18 protein-coding genes are annotated in these 20,842 nt (G+C 32.6%); 8 read left to right on the top strand and 10 right to left on the bottom strand.

All coding sequences use genetic code 11. The features are described from left to right. Nucleotide 1: 1 nt before the first annotated feature. A complete protein-coding gene (gene prfA, locus ED556_RS04765) occupies nt 2-1,078 on the bottom strand; it encodes a peptide chain release factor 1 (RefSeq protein ID WP_296319998.1) in 1,077 nt (358 codons plus the stop codon). A gap of 114 nt (nt 1,079-1,192) precedes the next feature. Between prfA and ED556_RS04760 the strand changes: the two genes are divergently transcribed. Together ED556_RS04760 and ED556_RS04755 are read left to right on the top strand one after the other, a co-directional pair. Continuing rightward, complete coding sequence (locus ED556_RS04760) at nt 1,193-1,480, top strand: hypothetical protein (RefSeq protein WP_296319996.1); 288 nt, start codon at nt 1,193-1,195, stop codon at nt 1,478-1,480. A gap of 6 nt (nt 1,481-1,486) precedes the next feature. Then, nucleotides 1,487-2,146 carry an ATP-binding cassette domain-containing protein gene (locus ED556_RS04755; RefSeq protein ID WP_296319994.1) on the top strand — a complete coding sequence of 220 codons (660 nt, stop codon included), beginning with the start codon at nt 1,487-1,489 and terminating at the stop codon, nt 2,144-2,146. Between the two features lies 1 nt (nt 2,147). Here the strand turns inward: ED556_RS04755 and ED556_RS04750 are convergent, their stop codons facing one another. From ED556_RS04750 to ED556_RS04720, 7 genes are all read right to left on the bottom strand, one after another. Continuing rightward, a complete protein-coding gene (locus ED556_RS04750; protein ID WP_296319991.1) occupies nt 2,148-3,326 on the bottom strand; it encodes an AIR synthase related protein in 1,179 nt (392 codons plus the stop codon). A gap of 110 nt (nt 3,327-3,436) precedes the next feature. After that, on the bottom strand, nt 3,437-4,936 hold the full coding sequence (locus tag ED556_RS04745) for a carboxypeptidase-like regulatory domain-containing protein (protein ID WP_296319989.1): 1,500 nt from the start codon (nt 4,934-4,936) through the stop codon (nt 3,437-3,439). A 10-nt stretch (nt 4,937-4,946) separates the two neighbouring features. Next, the gene (locus ED556_RS04740) at nt 4,947-6,473 is read right to left on the bottom strand and encodes a CsgG/HfaB family protein (protein ID WP_366663739.1); all 1,527 of its coding nucleotides are present in this window, start codon (nt 6,471-6,473) and stop codon (nt 4,947-4,949) included. Nucleotides 6,474-6,548: 75 nt separating this feature from the next. Then, nucleotides 6,549-6,968 (bottom strand): curli assembly protein CsgF, encoded by a 420-nt coding sequence (locus ED556_RS04735; RefSeq protein ID WP_296319986.1) that lies wholly within the window; start codon nt 6,966-6,968, stop codon nt 6,549-6,551. Nucleotides 6,969-6,981: 13 nt separating this feature from the next. Further along, the gene (locus ED556_RS04730; protein WP_296319982.1) at nt 6,982-7,731 is read right to left on the bottom strand and encodes a CsgE family curli-type amyloid fiber assembly protein; all 750 of its coding nucleotides are present in this window, start codon (nt 7,729-7,731) and stop codon (nt 6,982-6,984) included. A gap of 10 nt (nt 7,732-7,741) precedes the next feature. After that, the gene (locus ED556_RS04725) at nt 7,742-8,275 is read right to left on the bottom strand and encodes a hypothetical protein (RefSeq protein WP_296319980.1); all 534 of its coding nucleotides are present in this window, start codon (nt 8,273-8,275) and stop codon (nt 7,742-7,744) included. Between the two features lie 118 nt (nt 8,276-8,393). Next, nucleotides 8,394-9,602 carry a hypothetical protein gene (locus tag ED556_RS04720; protein ID WP_296319976.1) on the bottom strand — a complete coding sequence of 403 codons (1,209 nt, stop codon included), beginning with the start codon at nt 9,600-9,602 and terminating at the stop codon, nt 8,394-8,396. Nucleotides 9,603-10,361: 759 nt separating this feature from the next. Here ED556_RS04720 and ED556_RS04715 point away from each other — a divergent pair. Continuing rightward, on the top strand, nt 10,362-11,372 hold the full coding sequence (locus ED556_RS04715) for a glutamine synthetase beta-grasp domain-containing protein (RefSeq protein WP_296319973.1): 1,011 nt from the start codon (nt 10,362-10,364) through the stop codon (nt 11,370-11,372). Nucleotides 11,373-11,426: 54 nt separating this feature from the next. Here the strand turns inward: ED556_RS04715 and ED556_RS04710 are convergent, their stop codons facing one another. Next, the gene (locus ED556_RS04710) at nt 11,427-12,374 is read right to left on the bottom strand and encodes a calcium/sodium antiporter (RefSeq protein WP_296319970.1); all 948 of its coding nucleotides are present in this window, start codon (nt 12,372-12,374) and stop codon (nt 11,427-11,429) included. A 164-nt stretch (nt 12,375-12,538) separates the two neighbouring features. On the opposite strand from ED556_RS04710, the gene ED556_RS04705 reads away from it, so the two are divergent. Both ED556_RS04705 and ED556_RS04700 read left to right on the top strand, forming a co-directional pair. After that, a complete protein-coding gene (locus tag ED556_RS04705) occupies nt 12,539-12,898 on the top strand; it encodes a BlaI/MecI/CopY family transcriptional regulator (RefSeq protein WP_296319966.1) in 360 nt (119 codons plus the stop codon). Between the two features lie 3 nt (nt 12,899-12,901). Beyond that, entirely contained in the window at nt 12,902-14,824 is a 1,923-nt protein-coding gene (locus tag ED556_RS04700) for a M56 family metallopeptidase (protein WP_296319963.1), read from the top strand. Nucleotides 14,825-14,914: 90 nt separating this feature from the next. Here the strand turns inward: ED556_RS04700 and ED556_RS04695 are convergent, their stop codons facing one another. Continuing rightward, nucleotides 14,915-16,894, bottom strand: coding sequence for an endonuclease (locus ED556_RS04695; protein ID WP_296319960.1), 1,980 nt, complete (start codon nt 16,892-16,894; stop codon nt 14,915-14,917). Nucleotides 16,895-17,441: 547 nt separating this feature from the next. Here ED556_RS04695 and ED556_RS04690 point away from each other — a divergent pair. The 3 genes from ED556_RS04690 (at nt 17,442) to ED556_RS04680 (ending at nt 20,834) form a co-directional block, all read left to right on the top strand. Then, the gene (locus ED556_RS04690; protein WP_296319957.1) at nt 17,442-17,594 is read left to right on the top strand and encodes an SsrA-binding protein; all 153 of its coding nucleotides are present in this window, start codon (nt 17,442-17,444) and stop codon (nt 17,592-17,594) included. A gap of 276 nt (nt 17,595-17,870) precedes the next feature. Further along, a complete protein-coding gene (locus ED556_RS04685; protein WP_296319954.1) occupies nt 17,871-19,406 on the top strand; it encodes a trypsin-like peptidase domain-containing protein in 1,536 nt (511 codons plus the stop codon). Between the two features lie 21 nt (nt 19,407-19,427). Continuing rightward, nucleotides 19,428-20,834, top strand: coding sequence for an alpha/beta hydrolase (locus ED556_RS04680; protein WP_296319951.1), 1,407 nt, complete (start codon nt 19,428-19,430; stop codon nt 20,832-20,834). The last annotated feature ends 8 nt before the right edge of the window (nt 20,835-20,842 follow it).

The following is a 20,842-nucleotide window of genomic DNA, read 5'->3' as shown; positions in this document are numbered from 1 at the left end:
TTTAAATTATTTCGTCATTAGCTTTCAACAGCTCAGTGTTTTCAGCTAACATTAATTCGTCTATAATTTTTTGAATATCTCCATTGATAATATTCTGTAAATCGTAAAGTGTTAAACCAATTCTGTGATCTGTAACACGGCCTTGCGGATAGTTGTACGTTCTAATCTTTGCACTTCTATCTCCAGAGCTCACCATACTTTTTCGCTTTTCAGAATCTGCAGCAGCTCGCTTTCGCATTTCTTCTTCATATAATCGAGAACGTAAAACTTTAAGCGCTTTTTCTAAATTTTTGTGTGATGATTTTTGGTCTTGACAACTCACAATCATACCTGTTGGCTCATGGTGAAGCTTAATTGCTGAATAGGTTGTATTTACAGATTGACCTCCAGGACCTGTAGATGTAGTACGTTCTATACGCACCTCAGTCATATCCAATTCAAAATCAAACTCCTCTGCCTCAGGCAATACCATTACGGTAGCGGCACTTGTATGTACACGACCTTGAGTTTCGGTTTGTGGTACTCGTTGTACACGGTGTACGCCAGCTTCAAACTTCATTGTGCCGTATACATCTTCGCCAGATACTTCAAAAATAATTTCTTTAAAACCTCCTGATGTGCCTTCATTCATACTAACAACACTTGTACTCCAACCTTTGTCTGAGCAATATTTAGAATACATTCTATATAAATCTCCTGCAAAAATACTCGCCTCATCACCACCTGTACCTGCTCTTACTTCAACAACCACATTTTTAGCATCATCTGGATCTTTTGGTATAAGTAAAAATCGGATTTCTTCTTCTAATTTTGGCAACTGCTCTTTAGCTTCGTCAAGTTGCATTTTTGCCATCTCAACCATTTCGTCATCTGAGCCATCTGATATAATTTCTTCCGCCTCAGCAACATTGTCTAAAAGCTCTTTATATAAAGTGCCTTTATCTACTATCTTTTTTAAGTCCTTATACTCTTTATTTAGTTGAATATATCGCTTTTGGTCAGATATAATATCAGGTTGAATGATTAAATCATTAACCTCGTCAAAACGTTGTTTTACAATTTGAATTTTCTCTAGCATGTATCCTGAAAATTGGCAGTAAAAATACGATAATTATTCAACTTTAAAATGTCAAATTAGCATACATATTAACAGTAAAAAATAAATAAATAGAATCACCGTTTAAGAAGGTATATGCATCGATTCCTAGCTATACTTGCATTTTATAAACCGTTTGTAGTTTGGTCATTTATTGTTAATGCGATAATAGGTTTTTTTAACCCTCATCTCGCTCCAGCATTAATAACGAAACTGTTTTTAACGGTTTTTGCATGGTACTATGTTCATGAAACCGCTCAAAAACGAAAATTGACCTTTTACAAAAACTTAGGAATATCTCCTGTGAGACTATTCTTTATTGTATTTGTTATCGATTGTATTTTAACCATCATATTCCTTACTATTTTTAAGGAATTCACTTAATTAAAAATGAAATTTGAAATAGATAATGTAGAACTTTACTTTAAAAACAAACGTATACTAAATGGTATTTACCTAGAAGCAGAAACTGGACAAGTGACCGCAATTTTAGGTAGTAACGGTTGTGGTAAATCTAGTCTTATAGACATCATTTTTGGTAATCTTATACCAAAGTATAAATCCATAAGAATAGGCGGAAAACTCTTGAAAAAACCTTTATACCAAACTCATACTGTTAAGTACTTACCTCAATACGATTCTATACCAAAAGGTTTTAAGCTAAAAACTATTTTTGAGCTATTCAAAATAGATTGGCCAACATTTACAGGCTATTTTGAAGATTATTCGGATTTGGAAAACATGAAATTTGGTAAACTTTCTGGTGGTCAACGTCGCTGTATTGAATGCTATATAGCTCTTAAAAGCAAAAGTAAAATTGTATTACTTGATGAACCCTTTAATGGTATTTCTCCCTTATTTATTGAGCAAGTAAAACAATTAATTTTAGAAGAAAAAAAGCAGAAATTAATAATCCTAACTGATCATAGATATGATGATATCTTAGAAGTTACAGACAAGATTTATCTTTTAAAAAATGGAACTACTAAGCATATCAAAGACCTAAAAGAATTAGAAGATTACGGGTATTTAAATATTGGAACTTTGTAGATTAATACTCAAAAACACCATATTCACTTTTAATAGTTAGTTTTTTGCTTTCAGCAGCTTCTACTCTACCAATGACTTGAGCATTAACATTAAAAGATTTTGATATAGCGATAATATCTTCAGCTATTTCTGGATTAACGTATAACTCCATCCGATGGCCACAGTTAAACACCTGATACATTTCTTTCCAGTCGGTTTTAGATTGCTCTTGAATAAGTTTAAATAAAGGTGGTATTACAAACATATTGTCTTTGATAATATGCAAATCATCTACAAAATGAAGAATCTTAGTTTGTGCACCACCAGAACAATGAATCATGCCATGTATAGAATCAGAGTTGTATTTTGAAAGTATCTCTTTTATAATAGGTGCATAAGTTCTAGTAGGTGATAAAACTAACTTTCCTGCATCTATCGGAGCATTATCAACTTCGTCAGTTAGTTTTACATGTCCTGAATATACCAAATCGGAAGGGACAGCTGCATCAAAACTTTCAGGGAACTTATCTGCCAAATACTTATGAAATACGTCATGGCGAGCAGAAGTTAATCCATTACTTCCCATACCGCCATTATATTCTTTTTCGTAGGATGCTTGTCCAAAAGATGCTAAGCCTACAATAACATCGCCTTCAGAAATATTTGCATTATCTATAACATCTTTGCGCTTCATGCGCGCCGTAACGGTGGAATCTACTATAATTGTTCTTACTAAGTCGCCAACATCGGCCGTTTCACCACCAGTGGAATGTATTGTAACTCCAAACGTTTTTAAATCCTGTATTAATTCTTCTGTTCCGTTTATTATTGCAGAAATAACTTCACCCGGAATAAGATTTTTATTTCGTCCTATTGTGGAGGACAACATAATATTATCAGTGGCTCCAACACATAATAAGTCGTCAATATTCATAATAAGAGCATCTTGGGCAATACCTTTCCAAACTGAAAGATCTCCAGTTTCTTTCCAATACATATATGCCAAAGACGATTTTGTCCCTGCACCATCAGCGTGCATTATTAAACAATAATCATCATCGTTTGTTAGAAAGTCTGGTACAATTTTACAGAATGCTTTTGGAAATAGCCCCTTATCTATGTTCTTAATAGCATTGTGTACATCTTCTTTTGATGCCGAAACACCTCTTTGAGAATATCGTTTACTAACTTCTTGACTCATATTAATCTGTTAATAGGACAAAAATAATTTATTAAATGATGATATCTAACTAAAACAAAAAAAGCATTCAAAAAAATTATTGAATGCTTTCTCATTGATTTTATTTTTGCTTATTCAAAATCAGGCATTTCACCATCTTCAACAAAGACTATTCTTGTAAATCCTGCATCATTAGGATCTGTGTCTGTAATTAGAACATTGTGTTGAGACACGCCATCATTTGATGTATTCGTAAATATTACTTCAGCTTCATTAGGAGTGAATCTACAATCAAAATCATTTGTCCCAGCAACCTTATCATCCGATAAATCATCCACATTTCCGTCAGACCTTGTATATAAAAATATTCTTGAGTCTAACTGTCTGTAGTTAGAACTTTCAAAGCCTGAAACATCATACCAGTACAAAATAAATTGATTATTTACGGAGATGTCTAATCCTCCTGCTGCTCCAGACACGCCTGAGAGGACGATATCTACAACAGATCCTGAGCCATCAATTGTAAATATTGAAACATTATAACCTGAAATATCATTCGTTTTTAATGCCGTTATACTTTCGTCTGCACTAATAGAAACCTCTGTGATTAAACTAGCATCTGTGGTTTGATATACTTCAAATAATCCTGTGCCATCTACGTTAATGGAATATAACTTATCAAAATTTGGGTATAAAATACGACCTCCATTTTGCGTCCAAGCAAAGTCTATTTCTTCCAAATCAAAACCGTTTACCTGAACCTGAGATGTTATCTGCTGTACATTAGACCCATCTAAGTCCATAGTAAATATATGTGTCTCTGAACCGCTATTTGATAGGTAAGCAATTTTGTTCGCTACCGTATTTTGTCTAGGTCTATAGCTATTTGATGACGACGACGTTAGCTGTAGTTCATTACCGCTTGTATCTACAGAAAAAATAACATTATTTCCACCAATTTTCCTTACAAATACATGTCTATTCTCAGGAGCATTTATGGTTTCGAAAGCACTAACTTCACTTTGTATTACATCTTCATTAACAGTATCTTTTGCACCCACTTGCCAAAAATACTTAAGCCCAAATCTTAAACCTGTAATATCTACCATTGTATCATTAACTGTTGAAAATGATAGCACTTCTTCATCGAAATTATTTCTAATTTCAATTGTATAACTAATTTCATCTCCATCAGGATCACTACTTGACCATACCAATTGTGTATCTAAAGGGATATCTATTGCATTGTCTGCAGGTGTAATCAAAATAGGTGTTGTTGGTGGTCTGTTATTTGCTGTTTCAACATCTAATTCAAATACAACATTTACCGTAGACCCTTCAGTTACTTCTGCTGCTTCAAAGCCTGATAAAAATCCATCCAATTCAGCTTGTACTGAATATTGATCTACAGAAATATCTTCTATAATAAATTCGCCTTGTGCATCTGTAAAAACTGTACTTGAGCTAGGGTTTGTAGATATTTTTACATTTTCTAAAGGAAGATTAGTACCATTTGTAACAACGATACCTGTAAGTGTGCCTTTCGCTAAATTATCTACAGCATCTTCACTACAATTAACGAGCACTAAAGACACAATAAATATTACCGTAATTTTTATATATCGATTCATCTTATTCTTTTTAATTCTCGTTATCATTATTTTTATTTTCTTTTAGGGCTTTTTGGTTGGCTCTTCTTAACATTCGAAGTTTACGCCTAGCTTCTTGCTTTGAAGTAGAAGTATTATCTCCTGCTTCTTTAATTTTCTTTTCTCTTATGTTAGCTTCTCTAAGTGCTTTTAAATCGTTTTCTTTTTGCTGTCTTAAACGACGCTTTTCAGTACCTTCATATGTTGGTGGTGATAAATAAAAGTTTAGACCTAAACCAAATCTATAATAGAAATCATCTCGCTTACCACTTATTACACCGTCAAGCTCATCAGTAAAAAGTATATTTTGTTCTCCAAATAAGGTTAGACCTAATTGATCTGAAACCAGGTACTCAAGACCAAGACCATATTGGAATTTTAAATCTACATTAGAGAAGCTATTTCTTGCATTTGCACCAAAACCAGAATAAACAAAAGGTGTTAAATTGTCGTATGGTAGTATGGTAAATTCTGCATTAAAATCTAATGAGGTCAGTGCTTCATCAAATGCGCCTTCGTTTCTTAAATTAAATTGGTTTAAAGATCCATTAACATTTAAATAAGGATTAAGGTATCTTTTATAACCTACTCGACCAAAAAACTCAGGTCTAGAGTTAGATAAGTCACCATCTATAATGCTGGTTCCGGCAGCTATATTAATTACAGACTTTCCTCTGCGATCTCTATATAGTCTATCGAAAAGTTTGGTTTCTGCAGAGATACTCTTCTCTTCATAGTAGCCTTTAAGTAAAGCATTAACTTCGTCTTCATCTTCTTGTCTTGCAGACCAAAGTTGATCTGAAATACCTTCAACTACAAGTGAATGTACCGCTTTTTCTATCGCCTCTGTAATAGCTAATTGAATAGGTTCATTTCTTGTGAAGCCTGTTTCAGCTTCTAACAATCTTTGAAAACTTACAAACCTAAAATAACTAGCGTCTAAAGCTTGAGATAAAATCGTCTTAGACACATAAACGGTTTTTAGAATTTCACCTGTTGATGTAGACACTGCACGAAGGTAAATTGTCACTCTATCTTGTCTATACTCCGTAGAGCCACCGATTCCAAAATATCTCGCACCTAATCCTCCAGTGACAATATTAGTATCATAGGATATAATTCCTCCTTCTAGAAGAATACCTGCAAATAATAATGGACGTAATCGCTCTGGATTTGTTCCGTTGAGTTTTGCGTATTCATCACGTGTAGATTTTATAATCTGACGCTCATTAAGTAAATTGTTAAGATTCTCTCTTTCAGTAGCAATAAACCAATTTGAATCTTCTAATGCTTTGAGTAATATCGCTGTTGCTCCTTGAGTAACAGCCGTACTAAAAGTACTCCCATTTTCAGTTGGTTTAAACTGACCTGTTTGGTCTCTAAAGTTGTAAACTCCAACAACAACTGGCTGTTGCGGAACAGGTAGGTCTGCAAGAATCTTACTTACTCTTGTGTCTTCACCTAAGCGAGCTGTTTGTTCATTAAGAGGCTGATTGAAGTAGGTGCCACAACTATACATACATACATACCACCAATACTAATGATATAAGTAGTTTAAAATTTTTCATACAATAAATCTAAGGCAATGTTAGTACTAGTTACCTCCTGGGATAATAACTTGAGTCTGATCTCCGTTTGTGGTATCAAGGATATCAATAACCAATCCTTCAGTAGAATCAAAAATTTCTAGAACTAAAGAACCAAACGCGAATGTACCTGGTCTTAACTCTCCATCGGTACCAAATTGTTGGTTAAATAATGACCTTGAGAGTTGATTAAGCAGTTGATTATTTAAATTCTCCGTAAAACGTTCTAAATCCGATCTCTCATCTCTTAAGTTAGTATCATCACCGGTAAAAGAATTTTGGGCTTGAGCACTTTGCAATAAAAATTGATAATTAAACGTATCACCTCCAAAAAATGGATTCGTAGCTCTGTAAACCAACTGTTGTGAGTGAGATTCCATAACTCCAGCAGTAAAAATAAAGCCGAATATGATTAATATTTTTTTCATGTTGAATTGATTTCTAGTATTGTTTGATATAGTTTTTCTGGCGTTCCAAGTTAATAAAATATCTTGTAACATTAATTATAGCTATATCTGATTGTTTTTCAATAAAATCTCTGGTAGGTTGCACAAAAAATCGATGTACTATAGTACTACCAACACTCACCTCCATAATTGTACTTCTTCCAAAACTAAATTGCTCAGTAATTTTAACAACTTCTCTACCATTTATTCCCTTTAATCTGTAGTTGGAATAAAAGTCGACATAAAAGTCTCGACCTGGTTTTGTTTTGGTATTTTCGATAACTATACCTCTTAAACCTGCATAATCATCTTCTTTTGGTGGCGCGATTATTTTTTTAGATACTTTCTGTTCGTCATTATTAAGTATTACTTGCCGATCTCTTGCTACCAAATTATTATCTGAGTCATATACCAAAATAACAACGGTAACTTTATCTCTAGTATTTTGGTTTATTTTAATCTCTGCTAATGTTTTCTTTTGATTTGGTTGTAATACAAATCGGCCTTCATTTTCAGCTTTAATAACATTAGAAGTTTTTGGGTTTTTTCTAAATACCATCATTTGGTATCTTAAAGACTTAATAAGTTCAGTTCTGCTAGCAACTGTACCTTTAATGTTTAGTACATCTGCCAAAGTTTCGACTTCAACTTTTGAAATAACTTCAGTATTGGTCGTCTGACTATGAAGTAACGGATTTATTACGAGACATATTAAGAGAATGATATAACTCGATTTTGTAACCAAAACGTCTTTTTTAAAAACTGCGAATAATAACAGTTTGATTATTACCTACAACACGTAACGATAGCTTTTCTGTTAAGCTATTAGTCCCAAATTTTTCTACAGACAAGTTATTGCCATTCTGTAAAATATTCAGGGATGAGCTTTTTATATTACCAAACGAAAAATTGGTAATAGAATTATTATTTCCATTTTGGATGATACGTTCATTAACGTCGAGTAACGTATTGGTACTTTGGAAAGTGTTATTATTGCCTACTTGAACTAACTCTATCATTGATGTATTAGACGATGTACTTGAGTTAGCAATATTTTGGTTGCCAATTTGCTCTATTGTGGTTAAATTTGTTGAAGGGTTTCTCGTGCCATTTTGACGAAAAGGATTGGCTTCAACTTGATTGAGCAGTAAATAATTTGAAGTTGATTTAGTGTAATTAAATATTTCCGAAACTCTATTCGTCTGGCTATTATCAGCCTCAACCTTTTGCTGTGCATTACTAAACGAAAGAGAGAACGTAAGCAATAGAGTTATCAAAACATATTTCATGATCATTGTATTTGTATTACAATATATAAAAGAAAGGAGATATTTCACTCCTTTCTTCTATAATATATTTAAAATCAAGGACTTAATTTAATGAAGTCCATAAGACTGATTTTATTGATTATATTCCTCCAACTTGTAAAGTAGCAGCAAGGTTACCGTTACCTAATTGGTTAATTATACTAGTGTTGAAAGATCCTAATTGAGCAGAAGCAGCACCATTACCATCACCTCTTTGTCTCATTCTTGAATAGTTATCAAAACCTCCTTGGAAGATTAAAGAACCATTATCATCTCCTCTTTGTAATACGTCAGATGTATTGATTGTACCAATTTGAAGACCAGCAGCAATGTTTCCGTTACCTCTTTGTGTAGTTGTAGCGTAGTTTCCACCACCATCTTGACCTTGTCCAGCATAGTTATCATCACCATCTTGAGTAACTAAAGCAGTATTTCCTCCACCATCTTGAATTTGATCAGATGTGTTACCATCACCATCTTGATCACTTTCAGCATAGTTAAAACCTCCACCACCTTGAGTTTGAGTTGCTGTATTATCATCTCCATCTTGGTATACATAAGCATCGTTAATAAAACCACCTTGAGTTTGAGTAGATGTATTACCATCACCTGTTTGGTATGTGAATGCCCAGTTAGCAAAACCAGTTTGAGTTTGAGTAGATGTGTTATCATCTCCTGTTTGCTCAGATACAGCCCAATGATCAGAACCATCTTGGTCTTGATATGCATCGTTATCATCTCCCATTTGAGTTACGTCAGCATCATTCCCTGGACCTCTTTGTAATTGGTAAGACACATTATCATTACCTATTTGCTCAGCGTCAGCTTCGTTACCAACAGCTTGATTGCTTCCAGTACTTTGATCCTGAACTGCATCGTTATCGTTACCATCTTGGATAACGTTTGCTGAGTTATTATCATAACGTTGCTTTTGGTAAGATGTATTTCTTCTACCATCTTGATCTACAGTAGCAGTGTTATCTTCAGCCCAACCAACACCTTGATCGATTTCAGCATCGTTTCTACGACCATTTTGTAGAACGTCAGCTAAGTTTCTATCACCGGCAGACTTGATTAAAGACTTATTTCTAAAACCTGTTTGGTTTACATAAGCTTCATTATCTACACCACCAGTAGTTGCTCTGTTTTGGTCATTTTGGAAAACACGAGATCTGTTTAACTCACCGAACTGAGCAACAAGTGCAAGGTTACCCTCACCTTCCTGTACAGTTCTACTGTTGTTAGATTGCGCAAACACCATAGTTCCGCAAAATAGAAGTGCTATAGCACTTAAAAAATAATTCCTCATAATTTTTAATTTAATGGATTAATTTAAATAGATTAATAATTGATTAATTGTTAACATCAAAAACACATTAGCGAATTCGATGTTATGTTATATATGCATTCTAAAAAGAACGTATAGTCATTTTTTAAACTAAAAAAACACTTGCATTCGTAATAAAGAACATTGAATATTTCGGGGGAGAATTGAAATTCAATTGTTCAATTATGATTAGAATTTTACTTAATTGATTTAGTGTGTTTTGTTAATAGCTTTTGTTAAATTCTGAGTTTTCCAAAACCTAACCATACAAATTTATATTTTAATAGATTAGCCCAAATGTTTTTAAACGAGTATTTACCCGTTTCATCGAAAAATAGGATTTTTAGCTCAAAAAAAAAATAAAAACTAACCTTATATTATTGATTATCAGTCTTTTAGATTTTTTTGAACTAAATCTAAATGTCCTTCTTTTAAAAACCGAAAATTATTTAATCTAAAATTAATAGCAGTTTATCTGATTTGTTAATAAGTCTAAAACGCAGATTTTCAATATTTAAACGAAAACGTTTTAGTATTTTTTTGTTAAAACTAATGCTTTAAAAATTCTCAAAAAAGGATTGTTTTTTTATAAATATCTTACTCAAAAACATACTTTTTTATCAATACGATAAAAGTTAAAAACTTTTGATAAAAAACTGAAAATCAGCCCTTATTTTTTAATCTAAAAAAGAGTAATTCATTTATATTTGCTTCCATTATTAACCTAATACATAACACATAATGAGCAAGTCTAAACTAGAGTACATATGGCTCGATGGTTACTTCCCAACTCAAAACATGAGAAGTAAAACTAAGATTGAAGATGATTTTAGCGGAAAATTAGAAGATTGTCCAATTTGGTCTTTTGATGGGTCATCAACAAAACAAGCTGAAGGTGGTTCTTCTGATTGTTTACTAAAACCTGTTGCAATTTACCCAGACCCAGCACGTAGAGATGGATACTTAGTAATGACTGAAGTATTAAATGCTGACGGAACACCACACCCAACTAATGCAAGAGCAAAAATTGACGATGACGATAACGACTTCTGGTTTGGTTTTGAGCAAGAGTACTTTATTATGGATACTGAAACTCAATTGCCTTTAGGTTTCCCAATTGGTGGATATCCTGGTCCTCAAGGAATGTACTACTGTTCTGTAGGAGGAAAAAACACTCATGGTAGAGATTTAGTTGAGCGTCACGCAGATCTTTGTATCGATGCTGGATTAAACTTTGAAGGCATCAACCAGGAGGTTGCTAGCGGACAATGGGAATTTCAAATCTTTGCAAAAGGAGCAAAAGCTGCTGGAGATCAAATTTGGGTAGCTCGTTATATGCTCGATAGATTAACTGAAGATTACGGATACTATATTGAATATCACCCTAAACCAATTAAAGGTGACTGGAATGGGTCTGGTATGCACGCAAACTTCTCCAATACACTATTAAGAACTGCTGGTTCTAAAGATGTGTACGAGAAAGTATGTGAGGCTTTCCGTCCAGTAGCAAAAGATCACATTGCTGTTTATGGTGAGTTTAACGATCAACGTTTAACAGGATTACACGAAACAGCGTCAATCAACGACTTTAGCTATGGTGTATCTGATAGAGGTGCTTCAATTAGAATCCCTATTATTACTGTAGAAAAAGGATGGAAAGGTTGGTTAGAAGACAGAAGACCTGCTTCTAATGCAGACCCATACAAAGTTGCAGGAATTATTGTTCAGACAGTAAAGTCTGCAGATGTATAAACATCAATAAACGAATAGAAAATAAAAACGACTCCATTGTGGGTCGTTTTTTTATTATACAAAGGTTAGACTAATAAATATGAGATAGGCAATAAATAACAATAGGCCTTTTCTCCTACCTATTTCAAATCGTGTACCTAAAAAAACTAATGGTATTAATAGTGCCGAAAAACCAATCATCCAGAATATATTAGTAGATAAAATTACTGGAGCGTTTACTTCAATTGGTTTAATTATAGCAGTGAGACCAAGTACAGATGCTATATTAAAGATGTTGGAACCAATGAGATTACCCAATGATAATGCCTTCTCTCTTTTAAGAGCAGCAATGACCGAAGCTGCAAGTTCTGGCACACTCGTACCTATGGCTATTACTGTAACAGAAATGGCATAATCACTTACTCCAATTGATTTTGCTAACCCTTTAGCCCCATCAACCAACCATTCAGAACCATAAAACAAACCGATTGCTCCTATAATTAGCCAGACCATTATTTTAAAATTTGAAGTTAATGATAACGCATCATCAACTTCGTCAGCCAAGACTAATTTTGTCTTTTTTCTTGAATCTCTAATCAGTAATACCAAGAAAATAATTAATACAGCAAACAATATTAAGCCTTCACTAAATGACAGTAACTTATCATTTTTAAGAAAAAAGTATAGTGCAAAGGACATAAACATGAGCATTGGCCAATTAAGCTTGTAAAATTCCTTGTCTACTGTTAAGGGTGATATTATTGCAGTTATGCCAAGTACAAGACCAATATTAGCTATGTTAGAGCCAATAACATTTCCTAAAGCGATATCACTTACACCATCGAGTGCTGCTTTAAGACTTACTAAAAGTTCTGGCGCAGACGTAGCAAATGATACTACTGTCATGCCTATTACTAGTTTGGATATCTTCATTTTAAAAGATAATGCCACAGATGCTCTTACCAAAAACTCACCACCAATAACTAGAACAATTAAGCCTGCAATAATAAGTAATAGATTCATTTAACCTTAAATACGTTTAATTCAAAATAGATATAAAGAACGAATATAACACTTCTTTTAAGAGTAATTAAAACTAAAAATATCGTTAAATAACTACAAAAATAGTTTTATAACTAAAAAAACCGTTATATTTGAATTCAATTATAAAACCATAATCTGTACCAATGCAAAAATTAACTAACAAAGAAGAGGAAATAATGCATATTCTCTGGGACCTTGAAAAAGCCTTTGTAAAAGATGTCTTAGCTAAAATTAAGTCAGACAAACCCCATTACAATACCTTATCTACTATAATAAGGAATCTTGAAGAGAAAGGATATGTGAGTTATAATGCATATGGCAAAACGCATCAATACTATCCTATAATACAAAAGGAAGATTATAAAAAACGCTTTATGACTACTGCAATTGAGAATTACTTTAATAACTCTTACAAAAATGTAGTTTCATTTTTTGCTAGAGAAGAAAAGATTAGTGTAGAAGAGCTTAAGGAAATCATTGATTTAATCGAAAAGAAAAAATAGATTATGGAGTACTTAATTAAATCATCGGCTGTATTATTAATATTCTATATATCCTATAGAGCTTTTTTACAAAGAGAAACCTTTTTTCAATCGAATAGGCTATACTTACTCCTAGGATTATTCTTATCTGTTGTAGTTCCGTTTATTGTAATTCCTATTTATGTAGAATACACACCCAATAGTTCAGAATATGTACCAATATTAAACTCTGCAGTTACTGTTAATACGCCAACTTCAGTTTCGAGTTTTGATTGGACACAGTTAATATCAATAATATATGGTTTAGGTGTTATCGTATTTTCTACAAAGTTTTTATTAGAGTTAAGTTCACTTAAATTGCTATTTAGTAAGTACAGATATTATAAAAATGATTCTTTAAACTTTATCGAAACCGAAGATGATATACCTCCATTTTCTTTCTTTAACTGGATTGTTTTTAACCCTTCAAAATATTCTGAAGAAGAATTAAATCATATTATAAATCATGAAAAAGCACATGCTAAAGACTTACATTCAATAGACATCATAATTGCCCATATTGCATGTGTTATTTTTTGGTTTAACCCTATTTCATGGCTGTACAAAAGAGATTTAGAACAGAATCTTGAATTTATTGCTGATAAAAAGGCGCAACATTTTTCCGATTGCCATAAAAGCTATCAGCTCGTATTACTTAAATCTAGCGTACCTAAACACAAATTTTTAATCACAAATAATTTTTATAATTCACAAATCAAAAAAAGAATAATTATGTTACACAAATCGAAATCTAGAAAATTAAACGCTTGGAAATATATATTAGTTATTCCTGTATTAGGGTTGTTTCTAATGAGCTTTAATACAAAAAAGATATTTGTTGAAGCTGAAAGCATAGAAGATTCGAATGCAACTCCAAAGATTGAAACTCCAATACACTTAAATACATTTTATGAGGAAATTGTAGCTGAAAATGAAGACAAGCCGGAAGAAAAACCAAAGACGATTAAAACTAAAACGACGAATAAAGCAATTTCTAAAGCTCAAATAAAAACAAGTAACAACGTTGCTAAGACTAAAAAAGACGTATCAATTACAGTAATTGATAAAAATACTTCAGACTCTGAGTTAGAAAAGATTAAAGCAGACTTACAAAAAGAAGGCCTAAGTGTAAAATTTAAAGGCGTAAAACGCAATGATAATGGCGAAATCACCGCTATAAAAATTGAAGCTAAATCAAAAAACTCAAGTAGCAGTTATAGTGTAGATTCTGATGATGAAGGTATTGATTCCGTAAAAATCGTCTTCGATAATGAGAATAACTCTATATCTATTGGTAATGGTCATAGTAAGCATGTAGGTAACGCATTTGTTTACGAAACACACAAAGGAGGCAAGTATAAGATTCATAAATCAGGTAGTGAAAGTAATGTATTTGTAATATCTGATGATGAAGGTGAGCATGAGCATGACACAAAAATTGTAATAAGAGGTAAAAAAGGAAAGAAAGGAAAGAAAGGAAAAGTTAAGAGAATAAAGCGTTCTAAGAATGTTGAAGTGATCTCAGGAGATGATGCAGAGGTTGAAATCATAGTAGAAGATGATGGCGAAAATGAAGAGGAAATTATTATTGTAAACGGAAAACGCGTGAAAATAGATGATAAGAACAAAGATATTGTAGTAGAAAAAATTTGGGTAAATGACGACGACGATAACAACGTAATTGTTTTAAAAAACGATAGTGACGACGAAAATATCTTTATATCAACTGATGAAGGTAAAGACCCTTTATTTATACTAGATGGTAAAGAAGTTTCTAAAAAAGAGTTCACTAAAATGAACCCTAAAAATATAGAATCAGTTACCGTTTTAAAAGACGAAAGTGCTATTAAAAAGTATGGTAAAAAAGGTAAAGATGGTGTTGTTATTATAAAGACTAAGAAAAACTAAACTTAAATTTCATCAATCAATCAAAACGGAAAAAGCCAAACTGAGTATTACAGTTTGGCTTTTTTAATATCATTATAGTTTCTTACTCAATTATTCTATGACTACTCTTCTAACAATTGCGCTATTATCACTAATCAATTTTATAAGATATAATCCTGAAGCCAAATCTAAATCAATGTAATTTTCTATTCTATCAAAACGTTTTAGAAGTTTACCATCTATAGAATATGCTTCAACGTCTACTACATTTGCTCCGTTAATATATAATTTACCTGCAGTAGGATTAGGGTAAAGACTTAAATTATTAATTTCTCTATCTTCAGTACTTAAAGCACCATTCCACACTTCTCCTACTCGACTTCCCCAAATATAATCTACTAAATCTGGTAAGTCTATTAGTGGATTTCTATTACGTTGCCAGTTGTATATGACGTTATTACGATTCATTTCATAATCATCCGGAGCATCATTTGCATGCCATTGTAAAAGTGTTGCTAAATCGCCAAGATTACCTGTTGGTGAAGAACTCGGAAAACCATCAACAATTTGAAGTCCATTATAACGTAAATCTAAATACAAAACACCTCTAGCTACATCACCCTTAAAACTTCCTAATGTGCCCACAGATCCATTGTATTCATCCGAGTCAAAGTTATTACTGTAATGTCTATTACTTCTTCTACTATTCTCTGAAGCATCTGCTGCTCTTAATGCATGAGCATCAGAATTGCCATGACGTAAAGAATCTGCATTGGTAGAAATAAACGTATTTATACCCGTAGCAAAGTCATCAAAATCTTCCCAATCATCATATCCGGCTCTTGATCTGGGAAACGTATGTTCTCTATTCCATTTTCCAGCACTAAAACTTGAAGTTTGTAAATCTAATTTTGAGCGTCCTTCTTCGGTGTATACCAACCAAACTTGATTACTGTTTTCAGGATTTTGGTCCGCCTCTTTTAAAATATCAATAACATCGGCATAGCTATGCGTCCTAACAACATTTTCATCCGCTATAATATCTTGGATAGCTTGCCTTAAATCATTGCCTGATTTTCCTATTAAACTATCATAATAACCTGCTGGTTCAGTACTTTGTACAATACCCAGATTTTCTTCTGTTGGTAAATTCCATGGTGCAACCGAAAAATCGTTATCTACAACTCTTATTATAATAAAGTTATTAGACGCAACTATAGGTTCTACCAAATCTAAAAACTGAATTTCCAATTCTTCATCACCTTCATCATCTACATCGTCTGTTAATGTAATAATTGTACTCGCAGTACTTTGACCATTTGGTATAGTAACATTTGTAGATCCTGTAAAATCACCCACTGTAAAAGTTCCGCTTGATAGCGAGATATTAAAAGTCACATCAGAAGTAACATTTTGCTGAGCAGTAAATGTAATTGTAAATGCTTCACCTTCATTAAACTCGGTAGCGGTAGTCGAAATTTCTATTGGATTAAAAACTATACCTGAACCATCGTTTAATTGTCTTGGAGTTGGTGTGGCCGACACATAAGTACCGTCACTTTGCCTTTGTATAGAACGGGTTGTATTTGAGCCTTCAAAATACTGTGTGGTTTCTCCAAGTGCATCCAATAGATCTTGATCAACTGCACTATTACTTCCTGTATCATACACCAACGCATCTATTAAATTAAAACTAGTAGTTGCTGGTGTATCTCCTGGAAAATTGCTTGGTGATGTTTGGTATATGGCCACACCATCAGGACCATTCTGAAATAATCCATCATTTAAAAGTATCTGAGGAAATGGTGATACATTTCTATTTCCTAAAACTAACAAACCATTACTGTCTGTAACTAAACCATCTAAATCCAGAGTCAGGTAACTTAAATTATTACCAACAGAAGTATCATTTCCATTAAAAAAAACAAGAATGTACCCATCTGTAGAAAAATTAGCTGTCTGAGATTTAATCTCAATAAATTCTTCATCATCTACACTTGGGTCGTTTGCATCAATCTCATTAATAACCAAAACTTGAGAATAGCTTGAAAACGTAAAAAATGAAATTAATAAATAAACTAAAATACGCATTGGGGTTTTTTTGCAAATATACAGTTAAAACATCCTTCAAAATGTTAATTTATAGATTATAAAATTTTATAAATAGTTGATAATCTAGTTTTAGTAATTGTTGCTTCTAAAAGATGAAAACCTCAAAAATTGGTGTTTTTTGGCAAATTTCCCTCTACGATTTAAAAAACACATCCAAAATACCCCTACAATTATTAATATTTATAACATAAATAGATAATTATAATTACAAATTAAAACTTCATTGTAGAGAAGTCACACAATTTAAATAGTTAATTGATTTTTTTACTTATATATTAATATTCAAATTCACAGATTTATCCAAAACTTTTTGGAGGAAGATATACTCGCTATATATATTGAAAACTCAATCAAGAAATAGTAGAAATTATTAACTTTTAAAAACTTAAAAACATGCTAACAATTGTAAAGGTAATTGTAGAAATTATTTTCTCAATTTAAGACCAATCAATCAAATCAATCAATCTAAAAACTTAGCAAAAGCTAAGTTTTCTTTTTTTGATTATATTCGAATATTAATAGAATCATGAAAAAAGGAATCTTTAAGTTTTTGGCAGGTTTAAACAAGATAATTCTACCATCATTTACTAAGAGACAATTAGATATCTCTAAGGCTTCAAAACTTCAACTTGTTATCATAGCTTGGCGTGCATATGTTACCATGCAATCCTTAGATTAGCGATATTTTCAAAAAAAATTATCAACTGATTCAAACCCTTATTTCTAAAGGGATTACCTTTAAATTACTAACTCTAAGAACATTACATAATTTTATTTTGGCAAGGAAATTGATTTTTTCTATTCGATTTTAGAAAAGCTATTTGATATAGTTTGGGTCTAAAATCAAATTTTTATCAATCGAAATATTAATCAATTACGCATTATTAAGTTGCTAATTTTAAAGGATTCTGACTTAAAAATTTTAACTTTAGTGCGCTATTAACAAACTTGCAACATGAAAAAACTTACACTTTTATTAAGTGCACTATTAGTTTGTGCATTTAATTTCTCGCAAAATACCGAAATAGAATACCCATTTGCAGAACCCGGTTCAAAGGTTTCAAGAGGCGTCTTTGGTAAAGACGGTCGTGTAGAAGTAAAAGATGCAGAAGGCTACGAAGACTTTGTAAGAGCTACTGCTGTTATGATCTCAAAACAAAACATTTACGAAGACGAGTTTTACTCTTGGTCGTTGAGAGAAAAACTGACTAGGCAATTTGGAACATCGAACTTTGCTGATGATGTGCGATTTTTAGACCAACCTGCTATTGGCTCTTGTACAGGATTTTTAATTGCTCCAGACATCTTAGTTACCGCTGGTCATTGTATTAATTCAATGGAAGATGCAAACCAATTTGTTTGGGTGTTTGATTATACCAGCGAGTCTGAATTTGTAAATAATAGAAAACTACAATTTAAAAAAGAAAACATCTTTGAAGTTGAGAGTATTATCACTTCAGAGTATATAGAAAACACATCAGATGATGATTACGCTGTTTTGAGGCTTAAACGCAAATCTGATAGAGCGCCTTATAGATTTAGAACTAGCGGAAAAGTGTTAGAAGGTGGTGCAATTAACACTATTGGTTGCCCAACAGGTTTACCACTAAAATTTGCTACGGATGCAGTAGTAATTGACAACTCACCAAGTAAATGGTTTAAAAGTGATATAGATTCTTTCCCTGGTAACTCAGGTGGTCCAGTGTTTGACCAAAACGGATTTATTGAAGGTATTCTTGTACGAGGTGCAGTAAAATATAGTAGCGCTGGTTATACCGGTGATTATATCTACGATGCATCATGTAATTGTGTAAAAACAGTACAATGGGATCAAGTAAAATACACTGCTGGTTGCCAATCACATAAAATCACAGCAGTACCAAGCCATGCCTTAATTACTGCCGTTTATGAAAATATAGAATACGCCATAGAAAATAATCTGAGTGATCGTTTTGATAGCTGGAGCATTTACCAATGGATATTTAATGGAAAATATAATACATCCGCACCGAGATTAGAAAAAGTAGCACTAAAAAATAATAATCTTGATGCGCTTGGCAAAATACTTAAAGTTTCTGCTGAAAAAGATATTTCAGATGACCTAGCCAGAGAATTATTAGACATGGCCTACAGCTCAAGAAACATAAAAGCAATAGAGTTATTGCTTTCTAATGATATATTAGCTGATGCAGGCATTAATGCTTCACAAACTTTATTACAACGTGCTGTAAGTAATGACCGATATGAAATAGCTGCTATACTTATTGCAAACGGTGCCGACACATCTGTAAAAGATAGCTACGGCAATACATTATTGCACGAAGCTGCTAGAACAGGTAATTATAACCTTTGTAAACTTTTAATAGATAACGGTCTATATGCTGGAGCTAAGAATAATGACGGTAAACGCCCAGAAATTATAGCTAAAAAAGCTGGGTATAAGAGTTTAAGAAAGTATCTTAAAAAGCAACGTAAAAAGAAAAGACGTTAGTACTAATTGAAGCAGTATATCATGAAAACATCTTTTTACATACTATTTTTTGCAATATTCAATTGCACTGTATGTTGGAGTCAAAACCAAGCAGTTTTTGGAATAAGTGACAATAGCTTTAATCAAGAAAATTGTTTAACCAACACAAGCGATTACTCAAAATTTCAATTAGTAGTTCTTGATGAAGATGTTTCAATAAATGATTTAGATATAAATGTTTCGGTTAATGGCAATGTTCAAAATTTTAATGCAATTGAAGCGTTTAATGCTTTCGATTTTAAATTTTGGTTGTTAACCAATAATGGATTCGATTCTGGAAATAATTTAATTATTTTAATACGCTATTCAGTAGGCGGAACAGTTAGTAATGAAACTATTACAATTTGTTTGCAACGTGTTTCAGTTACCGATGATAACGATAGAGGTGATACCAAAAGTCCAGATTATGTGACTCTTGATGTCTATTTTGGTACTGATCGTAATGATACCAAAAACACCACTCTAAACAAGCGCTTTGGGGTTAAACGTTCCTCACTTAAATATGGTATTGTAGAGGTGAGTATACCTCACGACCATAGAGTTGGCGAGATAGAAAGTCCGTCGATATGGAAGTTTGAATTTTCTGAAGACCCATCAAAACATTTGATGCTTCAAAAGGTAAAACTACTGGATAGAACTAAATTCTTTAAAAAGCTTGCAGAAGATATAAGAAGGTCAGATAAAAAGAGTTCATTTTTATTTGTACATGGTTATAATACGTCTTTCCAAGAAGCAGCAAAACGAACAGCACAAATCTCTTATGACTTAAAATTTGAAGGTAAACCTGTCTTTTACAGTTGGCCATCTCAAGCCTCAACATTTAGATACGGAAGAGATGAAAAAAACATAAAATGGTCTCAAAAAAACATAAAATTATTCTTAGAAGATTATTTATCTAAATCTGGTGCTGATGACATCTATTTAGTAGCACATAGTATGGGTAATCGCGGATTGACTAAAGCAATAGTCGATGTCATGAATGAGAATCCGAATCTCAAAGCTAATATTAAAGAAATCATATTAGCAGCACCAGATATAGATGCAGATGTCTTTAAAAACAATATTGCTCCTAAAATGGTTAGTTCCACAGAAAAACCAATTACGCTTTATGTAAATTCTGATGATTTAGCATTAAAAGCATCCAAATTAATACATGGTAATGCGCGTGCAGGTGATGCTGGAGAAAAATTAGTACTTATTGACGGCGTAGAAACCATCGACGCCACTGGTATTGATACTAGCCTATTAAGTCATTCATACTTTGCAGATACAAACTCAATTATAGCAGATATATTCGATATTATAAAATCGGGTAAACGTGCCATCAACAGAAAACATCTCTACCTTACAAAACTTAAAGACAAAATTTATTGGAAGGTTAAGAAATAAAGCCTTTC

The organism is Winogradskyella sp. (assembly GCF_003712105.1).
GTDB lineage: Bacteria > Bacteroidota > Bacteroidia > Flavobacteriales > Flavobacteriaceae > Winogradskyella.
The sequence above is the reverse complement of the archived record's forward strand: the minus strand, read 5'-3'. Positions and strand labels throughout refer to the sequence as shown.

Excerpts from the sequence above, each read along its gene's own strand:
- ED556_RS04695 (WP_296319960.1), bottom strand. The coding sequence starts at position 16,894 with ATGCGTATTTTAGTTTATTTATTAATTTCATTTTTTACGTTTTCAAGC.
- ED556_RS04760 (WP_296319996.1), top strand. The coding sequence starts at position 1,193 with ATGCATCGATTCCTAGCTATACTTGCATTTTATAAACCGTTTGTAGTT.
- ED556_RS04690 (WP_296319957.1), top strand. The coding sequence starts at position 17,442 with ATGAAAAAAGGAATCTTTAAGTTTTTGGCAGGTTTAAACAAGATAATT.
- ED556_RS04700 (WP_296319963.1), top strand. The coding sequence starts at position 12,902 with ATGGAGTACTTAATTAAATCATCGGCTGTATTATTAATATTCTATATA.
- ED556_RS04705 (WP_296319966.1), top strand. The coding sequence starts at position 12,539 with ATGCAAAAATTAACTAACAAAGAAGAGGAAATAATGCATATTCTCTGG.
- ED556_RS04685 (WP_296319954.1), top strand. The coding sequence starts at position 17,871 with ATGAAAAAACTTACACTTTTATTAAGTGCACTATTAGTTTGTGCATTT.
- prfA (WP_296319998.1), bottom strand. The coding sequence starts at position 1,078 with ATGCTAGAGAAAATTCAAATTGTAAAACAACGTTTTGACGAGGTTAAT.
- ED556_RS04720 (WP_296319976.1), bottom strand. The coding sequence starts at position 9,602 with ATGAGGAATTATTTTTTAAGTGCTATAGCACTTCTATTTTGCGGAACT.
- ED556_RS04680 (WP_296319951.1), top strand. The coding sequence starts at position 19,428 with ATGAAAACATCTTTTTACATACTATTTTTTGCAATATTCAATTGCACT.
- ED556_RS04735 (WP_296319986.1), bottom strand. The coding sequence starts at position 6,968 with ATGAAAAAAATATTAATCATATTCGGCTTTATTTTTACTGCTGGAGTT.
- ED556_RS04750 (WP_296319991.1), bottom strand. The coding sequence starts at position 3,326 with ATGAGTCAAGAAGTTAGTAAACGATATTCTCAAAGAGGTGTTTCGGCA.
- ED556_RS04725 (WP_296319980.1), bottom strand. The coding sequence starts at position 8,275 with ATGAAATATGTTTTGATAACTCTATTGCTTACGTTCTCTCTTTCGTTT.
- ED556_RS04710 (WP_296319970.1), bottom strand. The coding sequence starts at position 12,374 with ATGAATCTATTACTTATTATTGCAGGCTTAATTGTTCTAGTTATTGGT.
- ED556_RS04755 (WP_296319994.1), top strand. The coding sequence starts at position 1,487 with ATGAAATTTGAAATAGATAATGTAGAACTTTACTTTAAAAACAAACGT.
- ED556_RS04715 (WP_296319973.1), top strand. The coding sequence starts at position 10,362 with ATGAGCAAGTCTAAACTAGAGTACATATGGCTCGATGGTTACTTCCCA.
- ED556_RS04740 (WP_366663739.1), bottom strand. The coding sequence starts at position 6,473 with ATGTATAGTTGTGGCACCTACTTCAATCAGCCTCTTAATGAACAAACA.
- ED556_RS04745 (WP_296319989.1), bottom strand. The coding sequence starts at position 4,936 with ATGAATCGATATATAAAAATTACGGTAATATTTATTGTGTCTTTAGTG.